Origin of the sequence: Luteibaculum oceani (assembly GCF_007995015.1) — a bacterium.
GTDB lineage: Bacteria > Bacteroidota > Bacteroidia > Flavobacteriales_D > Luteibaculaceae > Luteibaculum > Luteibaculum oceani.
Map to the genome: position 1 here is coordinate 23,416 of NZ_VORB01000010.1, position 17,567 is coordinate 40,982.

Here is a 17,567-nt window from a genome sequence, read left to right on the forward strand (position 1 = left end):
TTATTGGAATCCCCCCTTTACGCAACAATAAAAGGTTTAACTTTTTACAATTTGGTAGCTTAAATTACCAATTCTACTTTTTAATTGGAAGAAGTAAATACCTGATTTTAATTGGCTCGTATTGAGAGTATACTCGTAAACCCCGCTATTAAATGATTTCAGTGCTTCTTTTATTATGGTTTTTCCCTGAGCATCTATCAGATAAATTTCTCCTTTAATAGCTTTTTCAATTCCAAATTGAATTCGTACAAAATCGTTACAAGGGTTTGGAAAAGCATTAAAAACAACTCCAATTTCTTTGGTACCAATATCGGTGCGGTACTTTTTCTTTATTTCTTCTGGATTCTCTGGAGTTTTTTCATCATCCTCGAATAACTCTAATAGAGCTGGGCTTATCCTATTCGATTCACTATCGGTTTTATAGGCTGTCAATAATTCTGGGGTTGTATCCCTTTCCAATATTTCACCAACGTACCATTGCGCCTGGGCTCTATCCTTATTTACATCAAAAATCATCAAACCGTGGTCATCCAATTCTATGTATTTAATTTGAGGATTGGTTTGCATAAGAGCTGCTTCTAATCCCGTACTAGATCCAGCTGGCGCACCCAAAATTTCGTTAAGATTATCCGAGGTAACTGATGGGGTTACAAACTCCGTTGCAATAGCACCATCTTGGGTTAAAGCCGTGTAACCGTCAGGATTAAGCGAAGATTTTGTATTAAAAGGGTCCAAGGCCAAATCTGCTGCCCAGGTTGTATGAATATCTCCTGTAAGAAAGACCACATTGTCTATTTCATTGTCTCGGATAAATCTCAATACCGTATCCCTTTCCGCTGGGTATCCATCCCATGGATCTAGGTTAAAAGGTTGGTTTGGGCCAGTTTGCACCAACATAATTTGAACCTGGTTACCAATTATTTTCCATTGTGAGTTTGAGCGGGACAGCCTATCCTTAAACCAACTTAATTGATCTTTGCCCAAAATGGTTCTTTCCGGATCACCGTAGTTCTCATCATTCGTAGATCTTACTTGTTTATCTCTTCCCCATATTCGGGTATCTATCATAATCAGGTCCATCAAATTTCCGTAATCGAATGCCCGCCATATCTTAACAGGATTAATGGGGTCGGGATTTCTGATAGGCATCCATTCTGAATAAGCCTTCGCCGCTGCATTTTTTCTTATTTCCCAATCTCCCTCGGTACTATCGGTATGGTTTTGGGCACCATCCTTATAGGAGTCATTGGTGCTTTCGTGATCATCCCAGGTGGTTATCCAAGGGAATAATTGATGTGCGCGACGCAAATCGGGGTCTAAGTGATAAAAAGAATGCCTCAAGCGATAATCCTCAAGGGTAACCATTTCGTGATCTGGCTCGTGCCCCCTTTGGGTATCTTCATTGTACCCATAGCCTCCCTCACCATACTCATAAATATAGTCTCCTAGGTGTAGAATGAAATCTAAGTCCGTACGCTGCGAAGCAAATCGATAGGCATTAAAATGTCCCGCTTGAAAATTGGAACAGGAAACCACGCCAAACCTTATGTTTTCAGCGTCATCGATGGGCATCGTTTTAGTTCTCCCCACAATCGATGTATCCGTATTATGAATAAATCTATAGTAGTAAAAGCTATTGGGCTGAAGGCCTTGCTGGTCAAATTTTACGGTAAAATCTTTTTCCGCGTTGGTATTTAAACTTCCTCTTGAGATAATATTTGAAAAGGAGATATCAGTGGCAACCTCAAAAATGACATTAAGTTGTGCTGCTTTGTGTGTTGGCGTAATTCGCGTCCAAAGAATTACCGAGTTATGCGTGGGGTCTCCCGAGGCAACACCATGATAAAATGGCGCCATTTCTGAGATGTAAACTAGTTCGTCATTTGCCGCAGAGTACCTAATCTGTCTGATTTCAGAATCGGTTTGGCCCCACAAAAAGCCATTAATTACAAGGAATAACAAGAGTAATAAGTTGAATTTCATTTGGTATGGTTTAATAATACCGCAAATGAAACCCTGGGATATTAACCCAGTTTTAAACGCTCCTTGCCTTCTGTAAACTAGATCTTATGAGTTTGTGAAATTTGGATTTAACGAAGCTCTACAGTTTTTATAATCGGTTCTCCAAGAGCTTTGTTGATGGAACGCATTATTTTTTCCTTTCCAAAAGAAAGCTCTTGCCTTAAAACAGCAGAGGACAATTTTATTACCAGTTTCCCCTCTTTGTAGTAGATAGATTCGGTGTGTTTAGTAATAAGCGGCCCCATAAGTTGCTTCCACTCCTCCTCTATTGCAACCTTGTAGTATTTATCGTTTAGGCGATAGGCCTTCAACAGTCGTTTGATAACTGCTCCCAGAGGTTCTGAATTTTGTCTCTTTATACTCAAAGTGAAAAGAATTTAGCTTCTAATTTAGCGTTGCCCAGTATTTCCTCCAATTCCTGAAGGTTAGTATGGGAAATAAATATTTGTCCAAAATTGCCTTCTCCGATCAACTTCAACAAGTAAGACACCCTGTTTTGATCAAGCTTATCAAAGATATCATCTAAAAGCAAAAAAGGTAGAACCCCTGCGTTATCAGATAAAATTTGGTAGTTAGTGAGTTTCAAGGCCAATAAATAGGTTTTTTGTTGACCTTGACTCCCAAATTTTTTGATGGGTTTATTATTCAGGCTGAAAGTAAAGTCGTCTTTATGTAATCCAACAGAAGTGTAACCCAATCGCAAGTCTTTTTCCAGGTTAGATCTTAAATCAGTCGCTAAACCATTTTCACTAATACCTGGTTGATATTTTATGTTTGGCTCCTCGTTCGCATTCGAAATCTGCCTGTAATATTCTTTAAATATAGGTGCGAATTTTTCCAGTAACGCATGGCGTTTGGGAAGAATTTGATCGGTGAGTTGCACTAGCTGCTCATCCCATACACTCAAATATTCATAATCTCTCTTGCCACCAGTCTGCATTTGTTTTAATAGGGCATTCCTATTTCTTACTACACCCTGGTATTTCAATAGTGCTTCTAAATATGCCCTATCATAATTCGCTATGATGCCATCGATAAACCTTCTTCTAAATTCGCTGCCCTCGTGAATCAAGTCTCGATCGGAAGGCGCAATAACCACTGCAGGAAAAAATCCAACATATTCCGAGAACTTTTCAACAGGTTTGCCTACCAGTTTTAGAACCTTTTTTTGACCTTTTTTAAACCCGAGAGAAACTGGGTATTGGGCATTATCCTTTTCTATTCCTCCTTGAATCAGGAAAAAATCGCTTTCAAAATTAACTAACTGAGAATCAATAGTATTAAGAAAGCTCTTGGTGTAACAAAGGGCATAAATCGCATCTAATACATTGGTTTTTCCCGCTCCATTTTCCCCACAGAAAGCATTGATACGATCGCCCAAATCATACTCTGCTTCGAGATGATTTTTAAAGTTGATTATACTTAGCTTTGAAAGTTTCAAAAGGATAGAATTTAACGCTGCAAATAACGGACTGTTTCAACTGCGAAAAAAATCTATTTTTGCAGCCATAATTATTTAGTATGTCAGATAACAAGCCAGAAGAAAAGATAGTTGACGTAGATAAGGTTTACTCACAATCTGAGGATTTCTTTGAGAAGAACAAAAAGCAAATCACCTTAGTTGGTGGTGTTTTAGTTGCCATTCTTGGGATTTTCTTAGCGTATAAAAACCTATATCAAAAACCAAGGATTGAAGAGGCAAAAGAGCTAATGTGGAAGGCAGAGTACTACTTTGAAATAGACTCATTAGACAAGGCCATTCAAGGAGACGGAACTAATTTTGGATTCGAATACATAGCTTCTGAATACAGCGGGACTCCTTCTGGTAATTTAGCACACTATTACCTAGGGATTAGTTACCTAAAAAAATCTCAATTCGAGATGGCTATTGACCATTTAAAGGCAGCTGACCTAGATGATAAAATCGTTGGTGCTATTGCTAAAGGTGGAATTGGAGATGCATACGTAGAGCTAGGAGTTTTCGATAAGGCTTTAGACTATTACAGCAAGGCGATCAGCCACAGCGACAACAGTTTTTCTGCTCCATTATACCTGATGAAAAAGGCAACCCTTTTAGAGGAAATGGGACAATTTGATAAAGCCTTAAAAGCTTACGAGCAAATAAAGTCTAAATACCCTGAAAGTGCGGAAGCACAAGATATAGATAAGTATATCGCTCGCGCTTCATCTTTTGCTGGATAATATGGCAACAGAAGGAAAAAATTTATCTCATTACGATAAGGATAGCATTCCCGATGGTTCGGATTTTACCATCGGGATTGTTGTTTCTGAATGGAATGATGAAATAACTGGAGCTCTGTTAAAAGGAGCTGTAGAAACCCTTAAGAAACATGGGGTTCAGGAAAACAAATTACACGTTAAGTGGGTGCCTGGAAGTTTCGAGCTTCCCCTTGCCTCCCAATGGCTTATCCAACAACATAGTCCACACGCTGTAATCGCCCTTGGATCGGTTATTCAGGGTGAAACCAAACATTTCGATTTTGTTTGCGAGGCCTGTGCACTTGGAATTAAAGATGTTAGCCTTTCTGAAAATACTCCGATTATTTTTGGTGTATTAACAGACAACACGCATGAGCAAGCCGTTGCAAGATCGGGTGGAAAGCACGGAAATAAAGGAATTGAATGTGCTATTGCTGCATTGAAAATGGCAGCATTAAGAAGAAACCTTTGGGTTTAAAATAAATCACTCATACAAAAAAGGCTGCCCTTTAGGAGCAGCCTTTTTTATTTTCAACGAAATTATTCCTCGAGGTTAATCTACCTTCAATTTAACTTTCTCCCAGCTCTTTATTTGCCACAGAGTCACCGCCTCGGCAACCAAATTTCCATCCTTATCCTTTAGCGTGATTTTAGCTGGATAAAGCACCACACCGTCTTCTTTTAAGGGTTTCATTATTTCCGACTGCAAATCGTTCTCCGAAAGCTCAAAGTGTGCAATGGTATCGCTTTTTGCTTGGTAAGAGTAATTTACTTTAAGCTCCTGCATTATTATCCTATACTTTCTAGGGTTCACGCGGGATAAAAGCAGTAACCCGGAGCAAAACTCCGCTACGGTTGCTAATGCACAAGCATGAATACCTTTAATATGGTTAAAATTCCTCCTTTTGTATGGGACAAAGGTTTTTACATGATTATCACCTAGTTCTTTAACTTTAATTCCATGCGGTTTATTAAAAGGAATGGCAATGGAAAGGGCAAGATTTAACTTGGTTAAGCCCCACCCTCCCTTTTTGACACCTACAAACAGTTTCTCAAGGTTCATGTGCTATGCTTTTTTGATAATGGACTCAATATCGGGTTTAAAATAATTGGGACCCTTTAAAACTTTTCCATCTTCTCGCAAAATAGGTTTGCCATCCGCTCCTAACTTGCTCATGTTACTTGCTTGGATTTCTCTAAATACCGGCGCAATTATATGGCCCATACCATGTTTTAAAATGGTACCCATGAGTATGTACAGCATATCGCCAAGGGCATCAGCTATTTCAACGGTATCGTTATCAATTGCGGCAGATTTATATTCTTCATTTTCCTCAGCCATCAATCGAAATCGCAAAGCAACCTCTTCTGCGGTCAACTGTTTCGTAGGCTTATCGCCATTTTCTATTCCAAAAGCATTGTGAAATTCCTCCACCATGCTCAAAGCCTCATCGATACTCAATTTTTCTGTCATAAAACTATGTTAAGGGTTAACATTCTTTAACTGCAATGTTATTGGTTGCTTTATCGCGCAAAGTGCACATTTGTGCGGTATTTTACCAACCAAATAACTAGTTTCAACCGCAAAATAAATTAATCATGGAATTAACAAATTCCGCTACGGATACTGACATCAGAGCGCTGAATGAGAAAATAAAGCTTGAAAGCAGCTTTATCGACCTGATTTTCAAGGAAATGGATAAATCCATTGTTGGACAAAGGGAAATGGTTGAAAGCTTACTCATTGGATTATTAGGAAATGGACACATCCTACTTGAAGGGGTGCCTGGTTTAGCTAAAACCCTGGCTATTAATTCACTATCCAAAACTACTGACGTAGGATTTAGTAGAATACAATTTACACCCGATTTATTACCTGCCGATCTTATCGGTACCATGATATACAACCAAAAGAAAGAGGAATTTTTGGTTAAAAAGGGGCCAATTTTTTCCAACTTCATTTTGGCCGATGAGATAAACCGTGCTCCGGCTAAGGTGCAATCGGCACTTTTAGAAGCCATGCAAGAGCGCCAGGTAACGATAGGATCCGAATCATTTAAACTTGAAGAACCTTTTTTAGTTCTCGCTACGCAAAACCCAGTAGAGCAAGAAGGAACCTATCCTTTACCCGAAGCGCAGGTAGACCGTTTTATGTTAAAAGTGGTTCTTACCTATCCAGAAAAGGAGCACGAAAAGCTAATTATCCGCAATAACATTTCTAAAGCAGCTTACCCCACTCCCGATAAAGTGGTGAAGCCAGAGGACATCCTAAATGCAAGAGAGATTGTTCGCGAAGTATACTTAGATGAGAAAATTGAGCAGTACATCGTGGATATAGTTGATGCAACCAGATTCCCTGCTAAAAATGGTATTAGCCAACTTGAGGGTATGATAAATTTTGGAGCTTCTCCTCGCGCGAGCATCAGTTTAGCTATAGCTGGAAAGGCCCTAGCCTTTATTAACAGAAGAGGATTTGTAATTCCAGAAGACATTAGAAGCGTTTGTCATAGAATTTTAAGACACAGAATAGGCCTTAGCTATGAAGCCGAAGCTGAAAACATCACTTCAGACGAAGTAATAAATATCATTTTAGATAGCGTAGAGGTACCATAGGTTTTAGCACAGTATGCAAAAGGAAAGTACTTCTGAAATATTAAAAAAGGTCCGCCGAATTGAGCTTAAAACCAGAGGCCTCTCCAACCAGATTTTCTCCGGTCAATATCACTCGGCTTTCAAGGGGCGGGGTATGGCTTTTAGCGAGGTGCGCGAGTACATGCCTGGTGATGAAATAAGAACCATAGACTGGAATGTTACAGCACGATTTAACCAGCCCTACGTAAAGATTTTCGAGGAAGAGAGAGAGCTAACAGTAATTTTGGTAGTCGATGTTTCGGCATCGGACAATTTTGGTTCCAAGGAAAAGCTTAAAAAGAACCTGATTACCGAGCTATGTGCGGTTCTGTCTTTTTCAGCTATTCAAAACAATGATAAAATCGGGGTAATTTTCTTTTCAGATAAGGTGGAGAAGTTCATCCCTCCAAAAAAGGGAAAGAGCCACATTCTCCGCATCATTAGAGAGTTAATAGAGTTTGAACCAGAGTCTAAGGGCACAAATATTTCTGAAGCGCTTACTTTTTTAAATAACGCCATTAAAAAACGAGCAATAGCCTTTTTAATATCCGATTTCATGGACGATCATCCTTTTAAAGATGGTTTGAGGTTGGCGAATCAAAGGCATGATCTTGTTGCCCTGCAAATAAAGGATGAAAGAGAAGAAAGCCTTCCCAATGTAGGATTGCTTCCTGTGGTTAATCCAGAAACAGGCGAATGGCAATGGATGGATAGTTCCAGCAAAAAGGTGAGAAATGCTTATAAGCAAGAAGCAGCAAGATGGAATGAATCGCTCCACAAACTTTTTAAAAAGACTGGGGTGGATTTTGTTTCTCTTTATCCCAATCGATCGTACGTAGCTCCATTAATCAACCTTTTCAAAAAACGCAGTTTACATGCTTAAGAAAATTTGCGCCGTAATAACGTTGATTACTGTTGGCTTTGCGCTCCACGCCCAAGAGCTTCAACTCAATCTGGATAAACAGCAAATTAGATTTGGAGAGCAAATTAACGGACAGCTGATTGTTAAGGTAAATGCAAAGGATAAAAAGGGAGAAATCCTTTTTAATAAGAGCTTTGAGGAATCTCTTGGAGGACTTGAGCTATTGGACAAACTGGTTATTGATACCGTTGTAAACGAGTCGGAAAATGATTTCCAATTTAACTATCGGTATCAATTCTCAATTTCCGGCTTCGACTCGGGACACTTTTTTGTTGGTCCCTTTTCATTAGGACTTGGTGATAAAAATTTAGTGAGCGACTCCATTGGTGTTTCGGTTTACCCCGTTAAAATCGATTCCTCGGTTACCGAAAAACCTATAAAGGCCATTCAGGAGTTACCTCTTGGATTTAGAGATTACCTTGCCGCCTATTGGTATTTCCCTGTTTCCCTGGCTATCCTTGTTATTTTAGCCTACCTGATTTATAGATGGTGGAAAAAGAGAAAGCAAAACACTGACACCATTCCTGTAAAAGAAAGTCCTAAGCCAGTTATCCCACCACATGTAGAAGCTCTTGAAAAACTTAGAAAACTGCAGAACGAGGAAATCTGGAAAATAAAGGGTGACAAGGTATTTTACACCGAAATTTCTTTGATAATTAGAGGCTATTTAGGCAAAAGGTATAACATACATGCCCTAGAAAAAACCAGTGGAGAAATCTCACAGTTACTTCAGTACAAGCTTCAACCTAAGTCCTTGCACGAAGACCTCTCCTACATTTTAAACCTCAGTGATATGGCCAAATACGCTAAAGAAAAGCCCGGTGAGGCTTTTGCGAAAGAGGCTGTTGAAAAGGCAATTGAATTAGTAAAACGCACCACTCCAATCGAAGAAGAAATTAATGGGTAAGTCTAAAATTGGAAATATTGTTTTTGCACTAATTGGTGTGCTACTCTGCTTTATACTGTGGCAATATTATTACCACCGATTTGAATACAAGCATGGAGCATTCTTTTGGTTTTTACCAATAATTCCCTTGCTCGCCATTCACTTCGTTTGGCGACAAAACCAGCAAATTGCCAAGGTAAACCTCCCCTCTTTTAATTTTATAGCCAAGGAAAATCTCTTTAGTAAAGGATTTTTCAGGACCAGCCTACACGGTTTTAAATGGATAGCCCTTACCCTGTTAATCATTGCCTTGGCAAGACCACAGAGCAAAGATTCTTATCGAAATGTTAGTACAGAAGGGATAGATATAATTATAGCTCTGGATGTATCCGCCTCTATGTTGGCAAAGGACTTTACCCCAAACCGACTTGAGTCCGCTAAGGACGTGGCTATGGATTTTATCTCTAAACGAACCAACGATAGAATTGGGTTGGTTGTGTACGAAGGCGAAGCTTTTACCCAGTGTCCTATTACCACAGACCACCGCGTGTTAAATTCCATGCTAAAGGAAATAAACACGGGACTATTAGAAGGTGGAACAGCAATAGGAATGGGATTGGCAACATCTGTTAACCGACTGCGAGAAAGTGATGCTAAAAGCAAGGTGATTATCCTTTTGACCGATGGGGTAAATAACCGAGGAGAAATAGATCCTATAACCTCAGCAGAGTTAGCAAAGGAATTCGGAGTTAAAGTGTACACCATTGGTGTAGGTTCTCGAGGCAAAGCCCTATCCCCTGTTTCTATTTATCCTAATGGCCAGTATAAGTACGAGTATATAGACGTGAAAATCGATGAGCTTACTTTAGAAAAGATTGCTTTCCAAACTGGAGGTAAATACTATCGGGCAACGTCTGAGGCTGCGCTGCGTGAGATTTACGACAACATCGATAAACTGGAGAAAACGGAAATAAAAGTAACCGAATATGCCCAGCGAAATGAGGAGTTTGCCCCCTTTATACTTGCTGCTTTGGCCCTTTTATGTATCGAAATAATATTAAAAAGCACCTGGTTTAGAAGTATTCCATAATGGAGAAAACAAAAACATATTCGCCTGGTAAGTTCATTGCCTTCGCCTTGGTTATGGAAATTATTTTCCTAGGCGTTGCTTTCCTATTATTTCAATTTGGAGAAAGGTGGATTACCGGTTTGCGTTTCGACAATAAGCAATATTTTATCCTAATTCCAATTGGGACACTTATCACTTTCGCTTACTTTTTTTACACCCGATGGAAGGCAAAAGCGATTAACAAGTTTGCTGATTTAGAGCTTTTTAATGCGGTGGTAGAACCCTACTCTATAAGTAAGCATAGCATTAAATTTTGGCTGTTTCGTGTTGCGCTTTTCCTACTAGCTTTTGCCTGTATTAACCCGAAAATTGGATCCCGCTTAGCCGAAGGCAAAACCAAGGGAATGGACATTGTTTTCTGTCTGGATGTATCCAATTCGATGTTAGCTGAAGACCTAACGCCCAACAGGCTCTCAAAGGCAAAGAGGATGATAGAAAAGGTACTCGACGAGTTAAACGGGGACAGAATTGGATTAGTGGTTTTTGCTGGAGAAGCTTTTGTTCAGCTACCCTTAACAACAGATTACGGTGCGGCCCGCCTTTTTCTTTCATCACTTAGTCCAGATGTTGTACCAACCCAAGGAACAGCCATTGGCTCTGCTATCGATTTAGCTTTTCAGTCTTTCGATCCAGAATCACCCGTAGGAAAAGCCATTATCGTAATTACCGACGGTGAAAACCACGAGGATGACGCAGGTTTTGCAGCTAAATATGCCAATGATAACGGCATTAAAGTATTTGGAGTGGGAATGGGAACTATTGCCGGGGCTCCTATACCCGTTAATAAAGGCAAAAAAGATTTTAAAAGAGACAATTCTGGCGAAATTGTGGTTTCTAAATTAAACGCCGCTTTGATTGAGGAAATCGCCGATAAAGGAAATGGACTTGCAATCTATGCTTCGAATTCTCAACAGGCAACCAAAGCACTAATTGAGGAGTTGCAACAAATGGAAAAAGGAGAATTGGATACCGTTGTATACCAAGATTACGAAGACAGATTCCAATGGTTTTTACTTCCGTCGGTTCTCTTATTGCTAATAGACGCATTACTCGGAAGTAGAAAAAACAAATGGTTAAACCGTTTAAACTTATTTAGCCATGAAAAGTAAATTCTTACTGTTAATCGGATTACAATTGCTTGGCTTTATTGGAGTTGCCCAAACCCCGAAATTTGAATTAAAAAAGGGAAACGAGGCATATAAGTCTGGAGATTTTGACAAGGCCTTAGACCAATACAATTCACTTTCTACGGTAGATGAAGTTGCGGAAGCAGCAGCTTTTAATAAAGGAAATGCATTTTACCAGAAAGAAGACTTTGAAAACGCCTCAACCGCCTTTACTGCAGCTGCAAGCGAAGCTTCAGATAAAAATATAAAGGCAAAAGCCTATTACAATTTGGGGAACACCCAGTTAAAGATGAAAAAGCTGGAGGAAAGCCTTAAATCCTACAAGGAGGCACTAAAATTAAACCCAAACGACGAGGACGCTCGATATAACTACAGCTTGGTGAAGAAATTGCTTCAGCAACAGCAACAGCAACAAAATAAAGAGCAGGAAAAAAAGGAAGAAGAGAAAAAAGATCAGGAGCAAAATCAGGATCAAAACCAGGAGAATAAAGAACAGCAAGACCAACAAAAAGAACAGGATCAGCAGGATAACGACCAAAAACAAGAAGAGCAACAACAGCAGCAACAAGAACAGCAGCAACAACAGCAACAGCAACAGCAACAGCAGCAGATGAAGAGAAAAAATGCTGAAAATCTGTTAGATGCCTTAAATCAACAAGAAAAAGGTGTTCAGAGAAAAGTAAATAAGGCTAAAGGCAAGTCTGCTAAAGTTAATATTGAGAAAGATTGGTAGTGATGAGGGCAATATTTAAATATTCGATTATACTTTTCACCCTCTTGTTAGGACAACTGGGTTTTGGACAGGATTTCAGGGCTTCGGTAAGTCAAAATCCTGTTTCAGTTGGAAGTAGGTTTACCCTGAGTTTTACCCTAGAAAACACCTCCGGTGAAATTACACCACCCCCTATTTCGGATTTTCGCATCATTTTCGGCCCTTCCCAATCGAGTAATTTTTCATTCATTAATGGTAAGTCTAGCAGAACAACTACCATCTCCTACGTAATGTTGGCTGAGGAAGAAGGCACCTTCACCATTCCTGCTGCAACCGCCAATACTAAAGACGGGGTGCTAAAAACTGACCCCATAAAACTTGAAGTTGTAAAGGGCAACAACAACACTGCTCAAAGCAGCTCCTCAAAACCTCAGAGTAGTTCGCAAACGCCTTCTGTAAAAGGAAATGGAAATGTTATTATTCAAATAGCACCATCCAAAACCACAGCACATATAGGTGAACCCATAACCGTAAGCTACATTTTATATTCCAGATATAGTCAACTTGAATTGGGCGAAACAGATTACCCTGCCCTTTCGGGGTTTTGGGTCGAAAACATCAATTTGGGGTCGGTACAGTGGGATGATAATTTAGCCACCATTAACGGCAACAAATACCGAAGAGCGGTTATAAAAAAACAACTTCTTTACCCACAGCGATCCGGAGAACTTGAAATTCCATCCTTTACACAGAATGTGGTCGTTAATCGCTCTTTTTTCAATCCTGGAAGTAGAGTAAGTGCTAATAGTAACGCGGTTAAAATTAGGGTAAAGCCATACCCCTCCAGTGCACCAGGTAATTTCTCAAATATATCTGGGAAATTCAGAATTGTCTCTGGTATTTCCAATCAGAAGGTTGATGTTAACGAGGCTGTTACCTACACCTTAAAAATTAGTGGACAAGGTAATCTTAAACTACTCAACCCACCAGAAATCAATTTCCCTTCAGATTTTGAGGTGTACGAACCTAAAACCAATGATAATATAAGAGTAAACGCGGATGGTATTTCAGGTTATAGAGAATGGGAATACATAATAATCCCAAGGTATCCTGGAGATTACAAAATACCTAAAGTAAGTTTTAGCTATTTCGATTTAAATAGCAAAAACTATAAAACAATCAGCACTAGCGAGATAGACCTATTGGTTGAAGGTTCGGCTATAAGTAATACCAATGGAACGGTTGTGAATCCAAAAACCGATGTGGCCCTATTGAATGAAGACATAAGATTTATTGACATTCATTGGGATTCGAATTTTGTAAAACAGAAATTTGGGGCAACTAGAGGCCTATTCTGGATTCTAAGCACAGCGATAATCTTAATCTTCTTGCTAATTGCCTTAAAGGTCAAAAAAGACCAATCACTCAAACAAAACCAAAAAGAATACAAGCGTAAAAAGGCTAGCAAGCTTGCGGATAAAAAACTTGCAAAAGCCAAAAAGCATTTGTCACAAAAAGACCAAGCTGGTTTCTATATAGAGATTATTTCTGCCATTCACGGGTATATCCAAGATAAGTTTGGGTTTAGCAAAACCGACTTATCAAGGAATACCCTCAAAGAAAAACTCCTTGCTAAAGGAGCAGCGGAGGAAGAAATAAATCGATTACAAGAGTTGATAGATGATTGCGATATGGCACGTTATGCGCCATCGGCCAATGTTAACATGGAATCTACGTACGAACGAGCAAAAGCTACTTTACAATGGTTAGAGAAATTACAAGCCTAGTCGCCTTTTATTTATGTCTGCCTTTGCTTTTTGCCGGTGAATCTGCTGATGAACGATTTAAGGAGGCTAATGATTTATATAAAACCGAGGAATACAGTGAAGCCATAAAAGCATACGAGTCGCTTATTGAAGACCAAAGCAATAATGTTGCTTTATTCTACAACCTTGGTAATTCCTATTATAAAACGCAAAACTTAGGAAAGGCCATCCTGTATTATGAGAAAGCACTAAAGCTTAACCCGGATTACGAAAAAGCAGCATACAATTTAAAACTTGCAAATGCTCGAGTTGCCGACAGAGTTGAAAGTAGTCCTAGTATCGCATTTTACAATAAGTGGAATAAATTCCTCTTATCTATTGGCTCTGGAAGCTTTGCTTTTGTGGCAATATTATTTTCTGTTTTAATTGGGTTGGGCATTTTCTTATTTATCACAGGAAAATCAGTTTCAAGTCGAAAAACTGGCTTTGCATTGGGAATTGTCTCATTTATAGGTTTTGGACTTTTCGTTTTCCTCAGCATTTCTGCAGCTACCTATACCAATCGATCTCCAGAAGGTATTATCCTTACTAAAAAAGTGGATATAAAAACCGAACCCAAAGCAGATGCTAATACTGCTTTTGTATTACACGAAGGAGCCAAAGTGAGCATAAGTTCTAATTTGGATGGCTGGGTAGAGATAAAAATAGCCAATGGCAATATGGGCTGGATAAAATCTCAGGATTTAGGTAAAATCTAAACCTCAAATAGATTACGCGCATCCCTCTTTTATTTGCCTAAAATTGCAATATGGAAATGTTTATTGTTGGCCTAATAGGCCTCGCCATCGGAATTGTTGGTGGGTATTTTTTAGCTAAAGCTTTACTCGCTAATAAATTTGTAGTTCCAGACAATACAGCTGAAAAGGAATTATTGCGCAAGGCAGAGCAGCAGGTGGAAACCATCCAAAATGAAGTTAATCTCCTAAGAGAAAATAACTTAGCCCTTACCGCAGAAAAGGCCACTCTTGAAGCTACAAACAAATCCCTAGCTCAAAAACTTGAGGATCAAAAGTCAGAACTAAGCGATTTAAATCAGAGGTTTAAAAATGAGTTCCAGGTATTAGCCAATCAGATTCTTGAGGAAAAAAGCAAAAAATTTGTAGACATCAACAATGAGAAAATTGGATCTATCCTTGAGCCTCTTAAGGAGAAAATTCAGCATTTTGAAAAGCAGGTGAATGAGGCCTACAGGAATGAAACTCGAGAAAAGGCCACTCTAAAAGCTGAGCTTGACAAGATTGTTGAGATGAATAGAAAGATGTCTCAGGATGCTGAAAGGTTAACCAATGCCTTAAAAGGAGACAGTAAAATTCAGGGAGACTGGGGAGAAGTTCAGTTGGAGCTAATTTTAGAACGAGCAGGATTAGAAAAAGGCACCCATTATGAAACGCAATCTAATCTTAAGAGCGAAGATGGGAAAAACCTTCGTCCTGATTATTTGATAAAACTTCCAGAAGGGAAACATCTTATCCTAGATTCCAAGGTTTCTTTAACTGCATACGAAAGGTATTTTAACTCTGACGAATCTGAAAGGGCAACGCATTTAAAAGACCACCTTACCAGTTTAACCAATCATATAACCAGTCTTTCGGCAAAAAACTATCAGAACCTAGATGTTACTCAGCCAGATTATGTAATGCTCTTTGTGCCCCTTGAACCGGCATTAACACTGGCGCTAAAAGAAAATCCACGTTTATTTGATTTAGCCTTAGAAAAGAACATTGTTCTAGTTACCACCTCTACCCTTTTGGCGACCTTAAGAACCATAGCATTTATTTGGAAACAAGACAATCAGCAAAAAAACGTTGCAAAAATTGCTAAGGAAAGTGGTTTACTGTACGATAAATTTGTTGGCTTCGTAGAGGATCTAAAAAACGTAGGACATAAAATAAGAGGCGCACAAGAAGAATACGGTAAAGCAATGAATAAACTTACCGAAGGCCGCGGAAACTTGGTTAAAAAGGCGGAAAGCCTCAAAAAATTAGGTGCAAAAACCTCCAAGTCTATGGACGATAGAATTCTTGAGCGATCAATAGACGAATTGGACTAAAAAGAAAAACATGAGATTTCACACCAGAAAATGGGTAAAACCAGAGGATTTAAATCCCAATGAAAGCTTATTTGGGGGAAGATTACTTCAATGGATAGATGAAGAGGCGGCCTTATACGCAATTGTTCAGCTTGAGAACAAAAGGGTTGTAACCAAATTTATGTCGGAAATAAACTTTATAAGTTCGGCTAAACAAGGCGACATCGTTGAGATTGGTATTGTTCCCACCACCTTTGGAAAGTCCTCTATAACGCTGAGATGCGAAGTAAGAAACATGGTCTCCAGACAACCTATACTAACCATAGAAAAGTTGGTAATGGTAAATCTAGATGAGGAGGGAAATCCTGCGCCTCATGGAAAAACTAAGGTTGAGTTTGTAAAGGACAGAGTAGATAGAAACTAAAAGACCCCGCCGCTGCGCGGGGTCTGAGGAATATAGAGGGAGCCGTAAAATCTTACTAAGCTGTTTGGCCACCACAACTAGAACCTGCCCCAGCTGTGCAACCGTAACAGTGTTGATTTAAAATGATCTCCCTCGAATTTAACGATTTTAAGTCAAAATTACTAATGTGATTCGCTTCTGAATCCACTTTTAATTCTAACATTTGATTAAAATCACAATCGTATAGATACCCGTCCCAACTAATTGATAGGGTATTTCTACACATTACCGAATTCGCAGCAGCTGGATTATACGCATCAATCAATCGCTCCATATAGTCTTCGAAAAGTTCCTTTTGCAAAAGGAAATCTAGAAAACGGCTTATTGGAAGATTGGTAATTGCAAAAAGTTTGTTGAACTCTATTCCAAAATCTCTACGAAGGTTGTGTTTAAACTCAGCCTCCATTTCATCCTGGTCGCCTGGAAGAAAGGCTCCACTTGGATTGTAAACCAAGTTTAATTCCAAACCACTACCCTCCATTCCATATCCAGCTTCATTAAGCATTTGCAAAGCTTTTATGGATCTATCAAAAACACCATCTCCACGCTGTCTATCCGTCTTGCCTGGTGTATAATGTGGCATAGACGACACCACTTCTACCTTGTGTTTCGCAAGAAATTCAGGTAAATCATGGTATTTCTTGTTTGCAACTATGATGGTAAGGTTACAACGATCTATGATGTGAATCCCAAGGTCTGACACTTGTTCCACCAAGTAGCGGAAGTTTGGATTCATTTCCGGAGCCCCTCCAGTTAAATCCACCGTATTTACCTTGGTATTTCTAAGCACCTCAATACACTGATCCATGGTTTCCTTGGTCATTATTTCCTTGCGATCTGGACCCGCGTCCACGTGGCAGTGGGCACAAACCTGGTTGCACATTTTACCAAGGTTCATTTGAAATATTTCTAACTCAGTGGGTTTTAAAGGAAACAATCCCTGTTCACCCAATTTGAGCTCGAAAGGCGTCATTTTAGATTTGTTTTCAGACAATACACCAACTTGCTTAATGGCTCTTGCCAATTCGTGTTGTCTTGCAGAAAGAGATTTGATCATATCGTTTTTTTGGCTGGATTACATCTCCAGTGATTTTACTTTTTTCATCATTTGAACCCCGTGTACCATAGCTGCTCCACCCTTAATGGCTCCGGCAACATGCACCGCTTCCATCATTTGCGCTTCAGTTGCTCCTTTTTGAAGGGATGAATCGGTATAGGCATCAATACAGTATGGACATTGCACGGCATGAGCAACCGCTAATGCAATTAGTGATTTCTCCCTCGCTGTTAACGCTCCTGGCTTAAATACAGATCCATACCAATCAAAAAACTTCTCAGCCAGCTCTGGCTCAAATTCTGCTATATCCTTAAACTTTTTAAGGTCCTTGGGGTCGTAGTACTTATCCATCTATTAGTTTTAAGGGTAATAATAACATAAAGTTTTAAACCCTAATGGTATAACATCAACGCATTGGCAGCACTCTTGGTTTTCCGAAACCCAACTAATTGTCTATGGTCAAGAAAATGACTCCTTTAATCGATAAAACATTATTTTACGCAACCTAAAGAGGTAATTGGCATATTAATTCTTAAAGCACCC

At 39.3% G+C, this 17,567-nt stretch carries 19 protein-coding genes; 12 read left to right on the top strand and 7 right to left on the bottom strand.

Annotated elements, in window-relative coordinates; genetic code table 11:
• Positions 1 to 36: 36 nt before the first annotated feature.
• From FRX97_RS10485 to recF, 3 genes are all read right to left on the bottom strand, one after another.
• Positions 37 to 1,983, bottom strand: a complete 1,947-nt coding sequence (locus tag FRX97_RS10485; protein WP_147015171.1) for an alkaline phosphatase D family protein — start codon at positions 1,981 to 1,983, stop codon at positions 37 to 39.
• A 107-nt stretch (positions 1,984 to 2,090) separates the two neighbouring features.
• Positions 2,091 to 2,387: a DUF721 domain-containing protein gene (locus FRX97_RS10490; protein ID WP_170227108.1), complete on the bottom strand. Its 297-nt coding sequence runs from the start codon at positions 2,385 to 2,387 to the stop codon at positions 2,091 to 2,093.
• The gene (gene recF, locus FRX97_RS10495; RefSeq protein WP_170227109.1) at positions 2,384 to 3,463 is read right to left on the bottom strand and encodes a DNA replication/repair protein RecF; all 1,080 of its coding nucleotides are present in this window, start codon (positions 3,461 to 3,463) and stop codon (positions 2,384 to 2,386) included. Before recF ends, FRX97_RS10490 begins: the two co-directional genes overlap by 4 nt.
• A gap of 80 nt (positions 3,464 to 3,543) precedes the next feature.
• Between recF and FRX97_RS10500 the strand changes: the two genes are divergently transcribed.
• Together FRX97_RS10500 and ribH are read left to right on the top strand one after the other, a co-directional pair.
• Positions 3,544 to 4,224, top strand: a complete 681-nt coding sequence (locus FRX97_RS10500; protein WP_147015174.1) for a YfgM family protein — start codon at positions 3,544 to 3,546, stop codon at positions 4,222 to 4,224.
• Position 4,225: 1 nt separating this feature from the next.
• On the top strand, positions 4,226 to 4,720 hold the full coding sequence (ribH, locus tag FRX97_RS10505; protein WP_147015175.1) for a 6,7-dimethyl-8-ribityllumazine synthase: 495 nt from the start codon (positions 4,226 to 4,228) through the stop codon (positions 4,718 to 4,720).
• Between the two features lie 75 nt (positions 4,721 to 4,795).
• Here the strand turns inward: ribH and FRX97_RS10510 are convergent, their stop codons facing one another.
• On the bottom strand, positions 4,796 to 5,305 hold the full coding sequence (locus FRX97_RS10510) for a DUF4442 domain-containing protein (protein WP_147015176.1): 510 nt from the start codon (positions 5,303 to 5,305) through the stop codon (positions 4,796 to 4,798).
• 3 nt (positions 5,306 to 5,308) lie between these two features.
• Positions 5,309 to 5,698, bottom strand: a complete 390-nt coding sequence (locus tag FRX97_RS10515; protein WP_394348733.1) for a pyrophosphohydrolase domain-containing protein — start codon at positions 5,696 to 5,698, stop codon at positions 5,309 to 5,311.
• 143 nt (positions 5,699 to 5,841) lie between these two features.
• Between FRX97_RS10515 and FRX97_RS10520 the strand changes: the two genes are divergently transcribed.
• From FRX97_RS10520 to FRX97_RS10565, 10 genes are read left to right on the top strand one after another with little or no spacing between them, the layout of a single operon-like run.
• Complete coding sequence (locus tag FRX97_RS10520; RefSeq protein WP_147015178.1) at positions 5,842 to 6,855, top strand: AAA family ATPase; 1,014 nt, start codon at positions 5,842 to 5,844, stop codon at positions 6,853 to 6,855.
• 13 nt (positions 6,856 to 6,868) lie between these two features.
• A complete protein-coding gene (locus FRX97_RS10525; RefSeq protein WP_147015179.1) occupies positions 6,869 to 7,756 on the top strand; it encodes a DUF58 domain-containing protein in 888 nt (295 codons plus the stop codon).
• Positions 7,749 to 8,702: a hypothetical protein gene (locus FRX97_RS10530; protein ID WP_147015180.1), complete on the top strand. Its 954-nt coding sequence runs from the start codon at positions 7,749 to 7,751 to the stop codon at positions 8,700 to 8,702. Before FRX97_RS10525 ends, FRX97_RS10530 begins: the two co-directional genes overlap by 8 nt.
• On the top strand, positions 8,695 to 9,771 hold the full coding sequence (locus tag FRX97_RS10535) for a vWA domain-containing protein (protein ID WP_147015181.1): 1,077 nt from the start codon (positions 8,695 to 8,697) through the stop codon (positions 9,769 to 9,771). Before FRX97_RS10530 ends, FRX97_RS10535 begins: the two co-directional genes overlap by 8 nt.
• Positions 9,771 to 10,919, top strand: a complete 1,149-nt coding sequence (locus tag FRX97_RS10540) for a VWA domain-containing protein (protein ID WP_147015182.1) — start codon at positions 9,771 to 9,773, stop codon at positions 10,917 to 10,919. The genes FRX97_RS10535 and FRX97_RS10540 overlap by 1 nt, the downstream gene beginning before the upstream one ends.
• Positions 10,909 to 11,670 carry a tetratricopeptide repeat protein gene (locus FRX97_RS10545; protein WP_147015183.1) on the top strand — a complete coding sequence of 254 codons (762 nt, stop codon included), beginning with the start codon at positions 10,909 to 10,911 and terminating at the stop codon, positions 11,668 to 11,670. The genes FRX97_RS10540 and FRX97_RS10545 overlap by 11 nt, the downstream gene beginning before the upstream one ends.
• 44 nt (positions 11,671 to 11,714) lie before the next feature.
• Complete coding sequence (locus FRX97_RS10550) at positions 11,715 to 13,436, top strand: BatD family protein (RefSeq protein WP_170227110.1); 1,722 nt, start codon at positions 11,715 to 11,717, stop codon at positions 13,434 to 13,436.
• A complete protein-coding gene (locus tag FRX97_RS10555) occupies positions 13,412 to 14,173 on the top strand; it encodes a tetratricopeptide repeat protein (protein ID WP_147015185.1) in 762 nt (253 codons plus the stop codon). The genes FRX97_RS10550 and FRX97_RS10555 overlap by 25 nt, the downstream gene beginning before the upstream one ends.
• Positions 14,174 to 14,223: 50 nt before the next feature.
• Positions 14,224 to 15,525, top strand: coding sequence for a DNA recombination protein RmuC (rmuC, locus tag FRX97_RS10560; protein ID WP_147015186.1), 1,302 nt, complete (start codon positions 14,224 to 14,226; stop codon positions 15,523 to 15,525).
• Positions 15,526 to 15,535: 10 nt separating this feature from the next.
• On the top strand, positions 15,536 to 15,928 hold the full coding sequence (locus FRX97_RS10565; protein ID WP_147015187.1) for an acyl-CoA thioesterase: 393 nt from the start codon (positions 15,536 to 15,538) through the stop codon (positions 15,926 to 15,928).
• Positions 15,929 to 15,983: 55 nt separating this feature from the next.
• Here FRX97_RS10565 and arsS read toward each other — a convergent pair whose 3' ends face one another.
• Both arsS and FRX97_RS10575 read right to left on the bottom strand, forming a co-directional pair.
• Complete coding sequence (gene arsS / locus FRX97_RS10570; protein WP_147015188.1) at positions 15,984 to 17,024, bottom strand: arsenosugar biosynthesis radical SAM (seleno)protein ArsS; 1,041 nt, start codon at positions 17,022 to 17,024, stop codon at positions 15,984 to 15,986.
• A gap of 18 nt (positions 17,025 to 17,042) precedes the next feature.
• Positions 17,043 to 17,375: an arsenosugar biosynthesis-associated peroxidase-like protein gene (locus FRX97_RS10575; RefSeq protein WP_147015189.1), complete on the bottom strand. Its 333-nt coding sequence runs from the start codon at positions 17,373 to 17,375 to the stop codon at positions 17,043 to 17,045.
• Positions 17,376 to 17,567 lie beyond the last annotated feature (192 nt).